Source organism: Tomitella cavernea (assembly GCF_016599145.1).
GTDB lineage: Bacteria > Actinomycetota > Actinomycetes > Mycobacteriales > Mycobacteriaceae > Tomitella > Tomitella cavernae.
This window is the reverse complement of sequence record NZ_JAENKO010000031.1, coordinates 1-13,240: the sequence shown is the minus strand read 5'-3', so window position 1 is coordinate 13,240 and position 13,240 is coordinate 1. Positions and strand designations below refer to the sequence as shown.

Genomic DNA, 13,240 nt, shown 5'->3' with positions numbered 1-13,240 from the left:
GTGGATCTGGCGGCTGCGCGTCACAGCTCGACGGGCGGCGGGGCCTCGGCCAGCGCCACGGACTCCGCGACGCGCCCCGCCACGGCGGCGATGTACACCTGGTCGTCGGCCTGCAGGACGGTGCGGGCGTCGGGCAGCACCCCCTCGCCGTAGCGGATGAGGAAGGCCACCCGGGCGCCGAGCGCGTCCTCGAGCGCGGAGGTCCTGCGGCCCATCCAGTCCTCGTGCGGGTTGACGACCACCACTGCGACGTTGCCGGACGGGTCGCGCCAGCTGTCGGAGGGTGAATCCTGCGTGATCGCCTGCAAGAACCGATCGGTGGTCCACGGGACGGTGGCGATAGTGGGGATCCCGAGGCGCTCGAACACGCGCGCGCGTTTGGCGTCGTAGATGCGCGCGACGACGCGGTCGACGCCGAACATCTCGCGTGCAACGCGGGCGCCGATGATGTTGGAATTGTCACCGGAACTGACTGCGGCGAAGGCGTCGGCCCTCTCGATGCCGGCGCGGATGAGCACGGAACGGTCGAAGCCCATCCCCACGATCCGCTCGGAGGGGAAGTCGGTGGCGAGCCGGTCGAAGGCCTGCGGATCGCGGTCGATGATGGCGACCTCGTGGCCGACCCGGTACAACGAGGCCGCCAGCGAGGCTCCGACGCGACCGCAGCCCATGACGACGACGTGCACTGGCGGACTCCCTTCGAGCAATGCGGGGACCGGTGCGGGCGCGCACCGGTGCTGCGACGGGCGGGCGTGGGCGCACCGCCGCCGCGGCGATGTTCCACGAACGCTACAACCCGGGCCGCCGCCGGGGTGCAGGGTGCCCGGAACCGGCCGCACGACGGTGCGGCGGGTTAGCGGCGCGCCGCGAGCGGGGAGGGCATACGCTGGCCCGAGTGTCCAAAATTTCCACAGCCACCAAACGGCTGATTCTGGGGCGGCCGTACCGCAGCGACACGCTGGGGGCCACGCTGCTGCCCAAGCGTATTGCGCTGCCGGTGTTCGCGTCGGACGCGGTCTCCTCGGTCGCCTACGCGCCCGAGGAGATCTTCCTGGTTCTGTCCATGGCCGGGATCTCCGCCTACGCGTACACGTCGTGGATCGGCATCGCAGTGGCCGTGGTGATGGTCGTGGTGGTCGCCAGCTACCGGCAGAACGTGCACGCATACCCGTCCGGCGGCGGGGACTTCGAGGTGGCCACCAGAAACCTCGGGCCCTCCGCGGGGCTGACGGTGGCGAGCGCGCTGCTGGTGGACTACGTGCTCACGGTAGCGGTGTCGATCGCGGCGGCGGTGTCGAACATCGGCGCGGCGGTCCCCGTGATCGGCGACCACAAGGTGATCTTCGCGGTGCTGGCGATCGTGCTGCTCACCGCGGGAAACCTGCGGGGCGTGCGGGAGGCGGGCAAGGCCTTCGCCGTCCCCACGTACATCTTCATCGTCTCGGTCCTGATCATGCTGGTGTGGGGACTGGTGGACACCTTCATTCTCGGTGCCGACGTGCAGGCGGAGTCCGCGGACTTCGGCATGCGTTCCGACAACAGCCACCTCTACGGGATCGCGCTGGTGTTCCTCATCGCACGGGCGTTCTCCTCGGGCTGCGCCGCGCTCACGGGCGTGGAGGCGATCAGCAACGGCGTCCCCGCGTTCCGCAAGCCCAAATCGAAGAACGCGGCGACGACGCTGCTCATGCTCGGCGGGATCGCGATCACCATGCTCATCGGGATGATCGTGCTGGCGCAGAAGACGGGGGTGAAGATCGCGGAGAACCCGGCGGAGCAGCTCGTCGGCGCGCCCGACGGCTACCAGCAGAAGACGATGATGGCGCAGCTGGCGCAGGCGGTGTTCTCCGGATTCCCCGTCGGCTTCTACGTGGTGACCATCGCCACCGCCCTGGTCCTCATGCTCGCTGCCAACACCGCGTTCAACGGCTTCCCCGTGCTGGCGTCGGTGCTCTCGCAGCACAATTACCTGCCGCGTCAGCTGCACACACGCGGTGACAGACTCGCGTTCTCCAACGGCATCCTGTTCCTGGCGGCCGCGGCCATCGGGTTCGTCGTGGCGTTCGGCGGCCAGGTCACCGCGTTGATCCAGCTGTACATCGTCGGAGTGTTCATTTCGTTCACGTTGAGCCAGGCGGGGATGGTGCTGCACTGGAACCGCCTGCTTGCGGACGAACAGTCGCGGCGGGAGCGGGCGAGAATGCGGCGGTCGCGTCTGGTGAACTGCATCGGCCTGGTCCTCACCGGCGCCGTGCTGGTCATCGTCCTGGTCACCAAGTTCGCGGCCGGCGCGTGGATCGCGCTGGTCCTGATGATCCTGCTGTTCCTCATGATGCGGGGAATCCAGCGGCACTACGCCGCGGTGGCCGAGGAGCTGTCCGGTTCGGATTGGGACGCGGTGCTGCCCAGCCGCACCCGCTCGGTGGTGCTGGTGTCCAAGCTGCACAAGCCGACGCTCCGCGCGCTGGCCTACGCGCGCGCCACCCGGCCGGACACGCTCGAGGCCGTCACCGTCAACGTGGACGACGCGGACACCCGCGAGCTCGTCCGGCAGTGGGAGAACAGCGATATCCGGGTGCCGCTGAAGGTGATCGAATCGCCGTACCGCGAGATCACCCGGCCGGTCCTCGACTACGTCAAACGGCTGCGCCGGGACGCGCCGCGCGACGTCGTCATGGTGTTCATCCCCGAGTACGTCGTGGGACGCTGGTGGGAGCAGGTGCTGCACAATCAGAGCGCACTGCGGCTCAAGAGTCGGCTGCTGTTCCAGCGTGGTGTGATCGTGGCCAGCGTGCCCTGGCAGCTCGAGTCGTCCGCCCGGGTGCGGTCCCGTCTGCGCGGCACCGCGGTGCCCGGGGCGGTGCGTCGCGGCTTCACCGATGGACCGGCGGCGGACGATCCGGCCCGCCAGGGCGGCGGCCCCCCGCAGCGCGGAAGGGACTGATCGACGATGGACTGGACCGGAAGGGTCCTCGAACTGCGCATCGATGCCGTGGGGCACGGGGGCGTGTTCGTGGCCCGCTCGGAGGGCCGCGTGGTGCTCGTGCGGCGCGCGTTGCCGGGGGAGCGTGTCCGCGCGCGCGTGACGGAGGACAAGGGCGGCTCGTTCTGCCGGGCCGAGGCGACCGACGTCCTGGAGGCGGCCCCGGACCGGGTGGCGGACGCCTGCCCGGCGGCGCGCGGCGGCGCCGGATGCTGCGACTTTTCACACATCGCGCCCGGCGCCCAGCGGCGATTCAAAGAGGAGGTCCTGGCCGAGCAGCTGGCCCGCATCGCGCGTCTGCCGCTGCGGGCCCCCGTGACCCCGTTGCCGGTCGTCGCGCCGGGGGCGCGCCCGGAGGACGCCGGGGACGCGGGCGCGGTCGAGGGGTGGCGATCGCGCATCCGGTTGTCGGTGGACGACGCCGGCCGCGCCGGATACCGCCGGTACCGCGGCTCCGAGGTGGTGGCGGACCTGCGCTGCCCGCAGCAGATCCCTCGCGCGCTCGACGGGCTGCAGGACACCGTGTGGCGGACCGGCGCCGAGCTGGCCGTGGCGGTGGACGACGACGGTCGCCGGCATGTGGTCGAGATCGCCCCACCTCCGCTCACCCGGGCGGCGCACCGCCGGGCCGGGCGCAGGGGGGCGAGCGCGCGGCGGGCGGCCCGGTCGCAGCGCCGGGCCGAGCACATCGTCGAGGGCGGCGGAAGCGCGGTGCAACGCGTGGACGGACGCGAGTGGCGGCTGGCGCCCACGGGGTTCTGGCAGGTGCACACAGCGGCGGCGCAAGCCTATTCGGACCTGGTCCGCGCATGGTCGGGTCTGCGTGGCGGCGACACCGCGTGGGACCTGTACGGGGGCGCCGGGGTGTTCGCGGCGGCGATGGCGTCCCAGGTCGGCGACGCGGGTCGCGTCGAGGTGGTCGAGTCGTCGTCGCAGTCCGTGCGCGACGGCCGGGACGCGCTGGCCGATCTCGGCGCCGTGCGGTTCCACCACAAGCGGGTGGGGCACGCTCTCGAGGAGTTCGCCGGCGCGGCCCCCGCTCCGGACACGGTGGTGCTCGATCCGCCGCGCGCGGGCGCGGGCCGCGAGGTGATCGGCGCGCTGGCCGCGACGCCCGTCGCCAGGATCGTCCATGTGGGTTGCGACCCCGCGTCGTTCGCCCGCGACCTGGGGCTCTACTGCGAGGCGGGTTTCCGCGTCGAAGAGCTGGCCGCTTTCGACGGGTTCCCGATGACCCACCACTTCGAGAGCTTCGCGCTGCTGGTGCGCTGATCCGGCGGTGCGGGTCCGCGCTGCGGCGGCGGGGCCGCGACGACTGGCCGGAGTGCGGCACCATACGGGTTGAGACGTGACGGTGGGTAACGTGAATCCAGCGGCGCGGTGCCCGGAGCGGGTGCACGGACATGCCCGTGGTGCAGGACATGTCCGTGCACGCACGGTTCCGGTTGCGTGTTCCGTAGACTGGATCGGACGTGGACCGGGGCGTCGAGCCGTGCGGTGACCCGTATGACCCGGCTGAACAGAGCAGTGCACCGTCCGGACGCGCATCCGGACGGTGGCATTCGTGGGAAGGACAGGCGACGATGAGCATGCTCGACCGCGTGCAGGAGCCCGCAGATCTGCGCGGGCTGAGCGGCGGCGAGCTGGAGTCGCTGGCCGACGAGATCCGGCAGTTCCTCGTGCAGCAGGTCTCCGCCACCGGCGGGCACCTCGGACCCAACCTGGGCGTGGTGGAGACGACGCTGGCGCTGCACCGGGTCTTCGACTCGCCGCATGACCCGATCATCTTCGACACCGGCCACCAGGCGTACGTGCACAAGATCGTCACCGGCCGCCGCGACGGATTCGCCACCCTGCGCAAGAAGGGCGGGCTGTCCGGCTACCCGTCGCGGGCGGAGAGCGAGCACGACTGGGTCGAGTCCAGCCACGCTTCCGCCTCGCTGTCGTACGCGGACGGCATGGCCAAGGCATACGCCGTCTCGGGACAGACCGACCGCACCGTGGTCGCCGTGGTAGGTGACGGCGCGCTCACCGGCGGCATGTGCTGGGAGGCGCTCAACAACATCGCCGAGGGCGTCGACCGTTCGCTGGTGGTGGTCGTCAACGACAACGGCCGCTCCTACTCGCCGACCATAGGCGGCCTGGCCGCCCACCTGTCCGGCCTGCGGCTGCAGCCCGGATACGAGCGGGTGCTGGAAAACGGCCGGCGCCTGGTGCGCGGGGTCCCGGTGGTGGGGGAGGCCGCCTACAAGGTGCTGCACGGCGTCAAGACGGGTGTGAAGGACGCGGTGAGCCCACAGGTGCTGTTCACCGACCTGGGCCTGAAGTACCTGGGCCCGGTGGACGGCCACGACATCGAAGCGATGGAGTCCGCGCTGCGGATGGCCAAGGAGTTCGGCGGACCGGTGATCGTGCACGCGGTCACCCGCAAGGGCATGGGCTACGCGCCGGCGGAGAACGACGAGGCCGACCAGATGCATTCGGTGCGGGTCATCGATCCCGCGACGGGGCTGGCGAAGTCGGCCTCGGAACCGGACTGGACGTCGGCCTTCTCCGCCCACCTGATCGAGCGGGCCGCGACCCGCGAGGACGTCGTCGCCATCACGGCCGCAATGGGCGGGCCCACGGGCCTGTCCGCCTTCGGCCGCGCCTATCCGGACCGCTTCTTCGACGTGGGGATCGCCGAGCAGCATGCCGTGGCGTCGGCGGCGGGACTGGCGCTCGCCGGCATGCACCCGGTGGTGGCCATCTACTCGACCTTCCTCAACAGGGCGTTCGACCAGCTGCTGATGGACGTGGCGCTGCTGAAGCAGCCGGTGACCCTCGTGCTCGACCGTGCCGGAGTGACGGGGTCGGACGGCGCCTCCCACAACGGGGTGTGGGACATGTCGCTGCTGGGGATCGTGCCGGGCATCAGGGTGGCTGCACCACGTGACGCCGCACGGCTGCGTGAGGAGCTCGACGAGGCACTGGCGGTGGACGATGGTCCGACGGTGGTCCGTTTCCCCAAAGGGGCGTTGCCCGCCGAGCTGCCCGCGTTGGAGCGAATCGGCGGCGTGGACGTGCTCGCCCGCACCGGGGAATCCGCGGGCAGCCCGGCGGCGGGCGGCGCGGATGTGCTCATCGTCGGCGTCGGGCCGTTCGCGGCCACGTGCGTCGACGCGGCCCAACGGCTTCGGATGCAGGGCATCTCGGCGACGGTGGTGGACCCGCGATGGGTCATTCCCGCGCCGGACGCGCTGGTGGCGCTCGCCCGGACGCATGCGCTGGTGGTCACGCTCGAAGACGGCGGTGTGCACGGCGGCATCGGCAGCGGCGTGTCCGCGGCGATGCGTACGGTCGGCGTGGACGTGCCCAGCCGGTCTATCGGGGTGCCGCAGCGGTTCCTCGAACACGCCTCCCGCGGCGAGGTGCTGGCGGACCTGGGACTGACTCCGGAAGCGGTGGCGCGCGAGATCACCGAATGGGTGGCGCACCTGGGCCTGGGCGGGTCGCCGGCCGCAGCGCTGCCCACCGACACCGGCCGCGGGCACATCGCGGCGGGCTGACGTCCCCGCCCGGGCCCTGGAGAGGAGCCCGGGGCGGTCAATTCCGGGCGTGCTGCCGGAAAGCGTCCGCCAGCGCCTCCGCGGTGATTTCGCACTGCCAGTCGCGTGCGCCGGCGGAGTGCAGCAGCGAGTCGATGCGTGCCAGGGACTCCGCACCGGCGTCGGCACCGTCCCCGGAGGGGATTTCACCCCAGTTCCAGCACAGCTCGCGCAGCACCCGCGGCTCGAGGACGTTCTCGGCCGGAAGGTCGTTCGCCTCGGCGAGCGCGGCGACGGTCTCGCGTGCGACGGCGAGCCGGTCGGCGGCCTCCGGGCGGGCGGCGGGCCAACGCCCGGCCGGGGGGATTCCCCCTGCCGGGCGTTGGGGCGGCAAGGCGGAGTCGGGCAGTGCCCGCGCCTCCGCGAGGGCGTCGAGCCACAGAGCAGACCGTTTGCGTTGACGAGGGCCGCCGAACACCTTGAGCGCACGCAGTTCACCGACGGTGGCCGGGTCGGCGAGCGCGGCCTCGACGATGGCGGAGTCGGGCAGAACCCTGCCGGGGGCGCGGTCGAGGGATTCGGCGAGCGCGTCCCGTGCGGTCCACAACGCCCGGACGGCGGCCAGCCGGCGCCGCGCTCGGACCTTGTGGATCCCGGAGGTTTTGCGCCACCGGTCCGGCCGCGGTGCGGGTGGCGGCGCGGTGCGGATGTGCTCGAATTCCTGGCGGGCCCACTCCGACTTGCCCTGCGCACGCAGCTGGTCGGACAGCGCGTCGCGTAGTTCGACGAGCAGTTCGACGTCCAGAGCGGCATAGTTGAGCCAGTCGGCGGGCAGGGGCCGCCGGGACCAGTCTGCGGCGCCGTGCTGCTTGGCCAGCAGCAGTCCGAATTCGCGTTCGACCATCGCAGCCAGGTTGACCTTCCCCTGGTTGAGCAGGCGTCCGGCCAGCTCCGTATCGAACAGAGCAGCGGGGTGCAGGCCGATCTCCGCGAGACACGGGAGGTCCTGGTCGGCGGAGTGCAGTACCCACTCGAGCGGATTCAAGGCGCGCGCGAGGGCGTCGAGCGGACCGGCTTCGGTGGGGTCGATGAGCGCGCTGCCCACCCCCGCCCTGCGCACTTGCACCAGGTAGGCGCGGCCGGAGTAGCGGTAGCCGGAGGCGCGCTCGGTGTCGACGGCGACGGGGCCGGTGCCCTCGCCGAGACGCTCCGCGAACGCCGCCGTCTCGGCTCCTGAGGCCAGCAGCTGCGGCACGCCCTCCCTCGGTGCCCGGAGCGGCGTGGACGGCGGCGCGGTGGCCTCATCCGCTGCCGAAACGTCACGGTCCTGTGGTGATTGCGGCATCGTTTCCGTTCAGCTGGGGGTGTCGGCGGGCTGCACGGGCGCGTTGTCCACGGGGGCCGGTCCGGCCTCGGCCGCGGCGACGAGGGCGTCGAGCGCGCCGTCCATGCCCTCCGCGAGCTTCCACAGGTCGGGGCTGAGCTCGCGGCAGGCGATGAGCCCGACGTTGAGCTGCCCGGCGACCGAGAACACCGTGATGTTCAGGCCCGCGCCGTGGAAGACGGGGCCCAGCGGGTACATCGCCTCTATTCGGGCGCCCAGGAAATACAGCGGGATCGGCGGTCCGGGCACGTTGGAGATGACGAGGTTGTGCACCACGGGATGCCGCTCCGCCAGGCGCAGTTTGGCGTAGGCACGCATGGCCACGCCGAACATGTTGGCGCCGGAGAACTGCGCCCAGTCCTGCATGAGCGTCGCGCTGATCGCGTCCTTGTGCTCCTTGGCGATGTCGCTGTGCTCGGCGATGTACCGGATGCGCTCGTCGGGATCTGCGATGTTGGTGGCCAGGTCGGTGAACATCCCCGTGACCTGATTGGTGCCGGAGCGGTCCGATTTGCCGTGCACCGACACCGGGACCATGCCGATGAGCGGGTTGTCCGGCAGTTCGTCGTTGCTCTCGAGGTACGTGCGCAGCGCCCCGGCCACCATGGCCAGCACCACGTCGTTGACCTTGACGCCGAAGGCGTTCTTGACGGTCTTGACCGCCTCGAGCGGCACCTGGGTGTACGCGATGGACCGGTGCCCGGTGATGGTGCCGTTGAACGAGGTGCGCGGCGCGGAGAAAGGCACGGGCATGGCGCGCCCGTCCCGTGCCCGGCTGATCCATCGCGGCACCACCGCGATGGTGCCGGGGAGGATCCTGGCCAGGCGCAGCGGCCGGCGCGCCACCGAGGCGATGCCGGTCACGGCCAGGGACAGGGTGTCGGCCCCGCCCACGCGCTGTGCGATCAGGTCCGGATCCATCGGCGGCGCCTCGGGGGTGAGGCTGCACAATTGGGACATCATGTTCGCGCCCGTGATGCCGTCGACGGTGGCGTGGTGCATCTTGGACATGACGGCGACGTTGCCGTCGGCCAGGCCCTCGATCACCCACATCTCCCACAACGGACGCGTGCGGTTGAGCGGCTTTCCGGCGATCTGCGCGCACAGATCGGACAGCTCCTTGCGGCCCCCGGGCGCGGGCACCGCGATGCGGTGGAAGTGGTGGTCGATGTCGAAATCGTCCGCATCGACCCACACCGGGTGGTCGAGGTTGAGGAAGGAATCCTGCAGCCTGCGCCGGAAGCCGGGCATCGCCTTGATCCGCGACGCCAGCTCGTCCTTGAGCTTGTCGAAGGTGTATCCGCCCTCGACGGTGGACCCGTCGACGATGATCAGGCCGCAGACATGCAGCAGCTGCGACGGCGTTTCGAGGTAGAGAAAACTGGCATCCAAGCCGCTGAGGCGTTCCATGCCTCGATCGTAATGGGTCGACATTCAACGCGTGCTATGTATGGTCACGGTTCCCGCGAGACCGGGCCGCGCCCGCCGCGGCGAGTGCCCGCGGCCGTATCCCGGAACACGTTATCGTCGTGGTCATGGCCAACGGGTATCTGATCAGGCAGGCGGCAGCGGCCGCGGTGGCGGCGGACGTGCTCGCGCCGCCCAAGGAGATGGCGACGTCGGTGCTCGCGATGTTCGGCGGTTGGCTGGGCGCGGAGCTGGCCCCGCACGCGCTGGCGGCGCTGGCGGTGGACAACGCGCAGCATCTGCTCCGGCACGGCCTGCGCGGCGGCGCGGACAAGGCGGGTCTGGCGCTGGGGGCGGCCGCGGCCGCGGGTTTCGGTGCGTCGCTGGCGATCAGCCGCCGTGCCGGCGGCGCGGTGCAGGACGCGTTCGAGGCCGACCTGCCCGATGCGGACCGCGCGCTCCTGGACGAGATCCCTGCCGTGGATACGGCGATCCCGTGCCGGGCGCTGGTCAACCCGTTCCGGATGGCGCGGCCCGGCGTGGTGCGCCGCCGCAACCTCACCTACGGCGACGGGTCCAAGCGCACGCGCCTCAACGTCTACAGCCGCAGCGACAGCCCCGGCGGCGCCCCGATCCTGCTGCAGATCCACGGCGGCGGCTGGGTCATCGGCAACAAGGACCAGCAGGGAATCCCGCTGATGGAGGAGATGGCCTCGCGCGGGTGGGTGTGCGCGGCGGTGAACTACCCGCTCTCGCCCCGTGCACGCTGGCCCGAGCACCTGATCGCGGTGAAGAAGGCGGTGGCGTGGCTGCGTGCCAACGCCGCGGACCTGGGCGCCGATCCGGAGTTCATCGCCGTCACCGGCGGGTCCGCGGGCGGTCACCTCACCGCGATGACCGCGCTTACCGGGCACGACACGGACCTGCAGCCGGGCTTCGAGGACCAGGACGTGGAAGTGCAGGCCGCTGTGCCGATGTACGGGGTCTACGATTTCGCCGCCGAGACCGGCATCCGTGCCACGACCAAGCGCGTGCACTCGCCGCTGAGCCCCATCGTCCTGGGCCGTGGTGCGCAGTTCCCCGACGCCTACCGCGCCGCGTCGCCGCTGGCGCACCTGACCGACGACGCGCCGCCGTTCCTCGTCGTGCACGGCAGCAACGACGTGTTCATCCCGGCGCAGGAGGCGCGGATCTTCGCAGAGAAGCTGCGAGCCGAATCGCGGCAGCCGGTGGTGTACGCGGAGATCCCCGGCGCCCAGCACGCGTTCGACGTGTTCCCGTCGGTGCGCACGGTGGCAGTGGTCCGGCAGGCGGCGCGCTTCCTGGAATGGTCGCTGCTCAGGAGCGGCCGCGCCCTCCCAAGTCGGTGACGCCCTCCGGCGGCATGCCGGCCGCCTGCGCCAGCAGCTCGCAGAACGCCTCCACGTGCGCGGTGATCGCGGCCTGGTCCGGAGTCCACGAGGCGCGCATTTCGAGCTGGTGCGCGCGCGGCGGGCCGGCGATGTCGCCGTAGCGCACCGACGTGGTGGAGGTGACGGTGCCGCCGAGAGAATTGATCACCACGCCGCGCTGCTGCAGCGCCTCCTGCAGCCAGCTCCAGGCCACCTCGGGCAGCAGCGGGTCGGATGCGACGGCGGAGTCGAGGTCCGCCTGCACGTAGGACACGAGCCGGAAGGTGCCGTTCCAGGCGTCGTCCCCCTGCGGGTCGTACAGCAGGATCAGCCGGCCGAACGCGTCGCCCTCGGACTGTGCCGGCACGGGGGCGGCGGCGTCGTCGTGCCGCACCTCGGCACCGACCGCATAGCTGTAGGGGGCGAGGCGCTGGGGCGGGCGGATCGGCCCGAGTTCGATCTCGCGGCGGACCGACGCGGAGTTCATCGCGTCGACGGCGACGCGAAAGACCGCGGGTTCCGCCTGCAGTCCGGAAGTCATCACGCCACGGACGCTAAACCCGTTGTAGCCGGCCCGCGGGGAGGCGCGCCGACGAGTATACGGATCCGTTGCACGTGCAGGCCCCGAGTCCGGCGGCGCACCGGCCCCGCGTGTCCGCGTGGCACCCTTTGGGAAACGCGCGCTCCCGCGGATTTCCGCGGCGACCGATACCGGGAGATGATGTGACCATGGCTAAGATCCCGACCCCCGCTTCCGACGCCGCGACGCCGCCTGCGGGCGGGCCCGGCCCGGCCCGGCGCGACCTCACCGACGCGCCGCTGATCGCCGCGGCGCACGGGCGCACGCCCTCGCGCCGTCCCGTGTGGTTCATGCGGCAGGCGGGCCGTTCGCTTCCCGAGTACCGGCGGGTCCGTGAAGGCATCGGCATGCTCGAATCGTGCTTCACCCCCGATCTCGCCTGCGAGATCACGTTGCAGCCGGTGCGCCGGCACGACGTCGACGCGGCGGTGCTGTTCTCGGACATCGTCGTACCGCTCAAGGCCGCCGGGGTGGACCTGGACATCGTCGCCGGGCGGGGCCCGGTGATGGCGGAGGCGGTGCGCACCCGCGCCGGGGTAGACGCGCTGCCGCGTCTGCTTGCAGAGCAGGTGGGACCGGTGGCCGAGACGATCCGGCTGCTGGTGGGCGAGCTGGGGCGGGTGCCGCTCGTGGGGTTCGCCGGCGCGCCGTTCACGCTCGCGTCCTACCTGGTGGAGGGCGGTCCCAGCCGCAATCACGAGCACACCAAGGCGCTGATGTACGGCGAACCGGACACCTGGCACGCCCTCATGGGCCTGTTGACGGACAACACGGTCACCTTCCTGCGCGCGCAGATCGCGGCGGGGGTCGACGCGGTCCAGCTGTTCGACTCGTGGGCCGGTGCACTCTCGCTCGCGGATTACCGCGAATACGTCAAGCCGCACTCGGAGCGGGTGTTCGCCGAGGTGGCGGGCGCCGGCATCCCGCGGATCCACTTCGGCGTGGGCACCGGGGAGCTGCTGGCGGAGATGGCGGACGCAGGCGCCGACGTGGTGGGGGTGGACTGGCGGGTGCCGCTGGACGACGCAGCCCGCCGGATCGGCGGCGGCCAGGCCGTGCAGGGCAACCTGGACCCGGCGGTGCTCTTCGCCGACGCGCCGACGGTGCGCCGCAAGGCCGTGGAGGTGATCGACGCGGGCGAACGGGCCGTGCGGGCCGGGGCGGCCGGCCACATCTTCAACCTGGGGCACGGCGTGCTGCCGGATACGGATCCGGACATGCTCACCCGGCTCGTGGAATGGGTGCACGAGTACTGATGGCGGGTGGCGACGGCACAGCCGCGGCGGGCCCGACCGCGGCGGACGCAGCGGCGACGGGCACGGCGGCAGCGTCCGCCGACGGTGGGGGCGCGCCGCTGCGCGTCGCAGTCGTCGGCGGCGGGGTGAGCGGATTGGCGGCGGCGCACCGTGTCCGGTCGCTGCTGGGCGGCGCCTGCCGCATCGCATTGTTCGAGGCGTCGGGGCGGCTCGGCGGCAAGCTCCGCACCGTTCCGCTCGCCGGCGTGCCCATGGAGGTCGGCGCGGAGGCCTTCTTGGCCCGCCGCCCCGAGGTGCCGGCGCTGCTGGCGGAGCTGGGGCTGGACGGAGAGGTGGTGCACCCTGCGGGAAGCTCCCCGCTGTTGCGCGCCGGGGGACGGCTGCATGCCGTGCCGGCGGGCACCCTGATGGGGGTCCCCGCCGACCCGGCTTCGCTGTCCGGCCTGCTGGGCGCGTCCGCCGCGGAGGCGGCGCGGCGCGACGCGGCCCCGATGTCGTGGGTGCCCGGCTCGGATACCACGGTGGGGGAGTTGGTGCGGTGCCGCTACGGTGCCGCGGTGGTGGAACGCTGTGTCGACCCGCTGCTCGGCGGCGTGTACTCGGGGACTGCGGGGACGATCGGCGTGCGGGCGGCGCTGCCCGGCCTGGCCCGGGCGCTCGACGCGGGAGCGCCGTCGCTGGGGCGGGCCGTGGCCGCCGCGGCCGAGGAGTC

The 13,240-nt window shown here is 72.0% G+C and carries 10 protein-coding genes; 6 read left to right on the top strand and 4 right to left on the bottom strand.

Annotation, left to right across the window (positions count from 1 at the left end; translation table 11 throughout):
- Window positions 1-20: 20 nt before the first annotated feature.
- On the bottom strand, window positions 21-686 hold the full coding sequence (locus JJ683_RS11845) for a potassium channel family protein (RefSeq protein ID WP_200174345.1): 666 nt from the start codon (window positions 684-686) through the stop codon (window positions 21-23).
- 209 nt (window positions 687-895) lie between these two features.
- Here JJ683_RS11845 and JJ683_RS11840 point away from each other — a divergent pair, with 209 nt between their 5' ends.
- From JJ683_RS11840 to dxs, 3 genes are all read left to right on the top strand, one after another.
- Entirely contained in the window at window positions 896-2,944 is a 2,049-nt protein-coding gene (locus JJ683_RS11840; RefSeq protein WP_200174343.1) for an APC family permease, read from the top strand.
- A gap of 6 nt (window positions 2,945-2,950) precedes the next feature.
- The gene (locus JJ683_RS11835) at window positions 2,951-4,255 is read left to right on the top strand and encodes a class I SAM-dependent RNA methyltransferase (RefSeq protein WP_200174341.1); all 1,305 of its coding nucleotides are present in this window, start codon (window positions 2,951-2,953) and stop codon (window positions 4,253-4,255) included.
- A gap of 311 nt (window positions 4,256-4,566) precedes the next feature.
- A complete protein-coding gene (gene dxs / locus JJ683_RS11830; protein ID WP_200174339.1) occupies window positions 4,567-6,531 on the top strand; it encodes a 1-deoxy-D-xylulose-5-phosphate synthase in 1,965 nt (654 codons plus the stop codon).
- A gap of 37 nt (window positions 6,532-6,568) precedes the next feature.
- Here dxs and JJ683_RS11825 read toward each other — a convergent pair whose 3' ends face one another.
- Complete coding sequence (locus JJ683_RS11825; RefSeq protein WP_200174337.1) at window positions 6,569-7,855, bottom strand: HRDC domain-containing protein; 1,287 nt, start codon at window positions 7,853-7,855, stop codon at window positions 6,569-6,571.
- A gap of 9 nt (window positions 7,856-7,864) precedes the next feature.
- Window positions 7,865-9,304, bottom strand: coding sequence for a WS/DGAT/MGAT family O-acyltransferase (locus JJ683_RS11820; RefSeq protein WP_200174335.1), 1,440 nt, complete (start codon window positions 9,302-9,304; stop codon window positions 7,865-7,867).
- 125 nt (window positions 9,305-9,429) lie between these two features.
- On the opposite strand from JJ683_RS11820, the gene JJ683_RS11815 reads away from it, so the two are divergent.
- Window positions 9,430-10,671 carry an alpha/beta hydrolase gene (locus JJ683_RS11815; RefSeq protein ID WP_200174332.1) on the top strand — a complete coding sequence of 414 codons (1,242 nt, stop codon included), beginning with the start codon at window positions 9,430-9,432 and terminating at the stop codon, window positions 10,669-10,671.
- On the opposite strand, the gene JJ683_RS11810 is transcribed toward JJ683_RS11815, so the two are convergent.
- Window positions 10,640-11,233 (bottom strand): DUF3000 domain-containing protein, encoded by a 594-nt coding sequence (locus JJ683_RS11810; RefSeq protein WP_200174388.1) that lies wholly within the window; start codon window positions 11,231-11,233, stop codon window positions 10,640-10,642. The two genes, JJ683_RS11815 and JJ683_RS11810, sit on opposite strands and share 32 nt — an antisense overlap.
- Before the next feature lie 188 nt (window positions 11,234-11,421).
- On the opposite strand from JJ683_RS11810, the gene hemE reads away from it, so the two are divergent.
- A complete protein-coding gene (gene hemE, locus JJ683_RS11805; RefSeq protein WP_200174330.1) occupies window positions 11,422-12,528 on the top strand; it encodes a uroporphyrinogen decarboxylase in 1,107 nt (368 codons plus the stop codon).
- The coding region (locus tag JJ683_RS11800; protein WP_200174327.1) for an FAD-dependent oxidoreductase at window positions 12,528-13,240 on the top strand (713 nt) is incomplete at its 3' end. The genes hemE and JJ683_RS11800, both read left to right, overlap by 1 nt.

What these genes read in the sequence shown, in the direction of transcription:
- JJ683_RS11835 (WP_200174341.1), top strand. Translation starts at nt 2,951, where the DNA reads ATGGACTGGACCGGAAGGGTCCTCGAACTGCGCATCGATGCCGTGGGG.
- dxs (WP_200174339.1), top strand. Translation starts at nt 4,567, where the DNA reads ATGAGCATGCTCGACCGCGTGCAGGAGCCCGCAGATCTGCGCGGGCTG.
- JJ683_RS11825 (WP_200174337.1), bottom strand. Translation starts at nt 7,855, where the DNA reads ATGCCGCAATCACCACAGGACCGTGACGTTTCGGCAGCGGATGAGGCC.
- JJ683_RS11820 (WP_200174335.1), bottom strand. Translation starts at nt 9,304, where the DNA reads ATGGAACGCCTCAGCGGCTTGGATGCCAGTTTTCTCTACCTCGAAACG.
- JJ683_RS11815 (WP_200174332.1), top strand. Translation starts at nt 9,430, where the DNA reads ATGGCCAACGGGTATCTGATCAGGCAGGCGGCAGCGGCCGCGGTGGCG.
- JJ683_RS11810 (WP_200174388.1), bottom strand. Translation starts at nt 11,233, where the DNA reads ATGACTTCCGGACTGCAGGCGGAACCCGCGGTCTTTCGCGTCGCCGTC.
- hemE (WP_200174330.1), top strand. Translation starts at nt 11,422, where the DNA reads ATGGCTAAGATCCCGACCCCCGCTTCCGACGCCGCGACGCCGCCTGCG.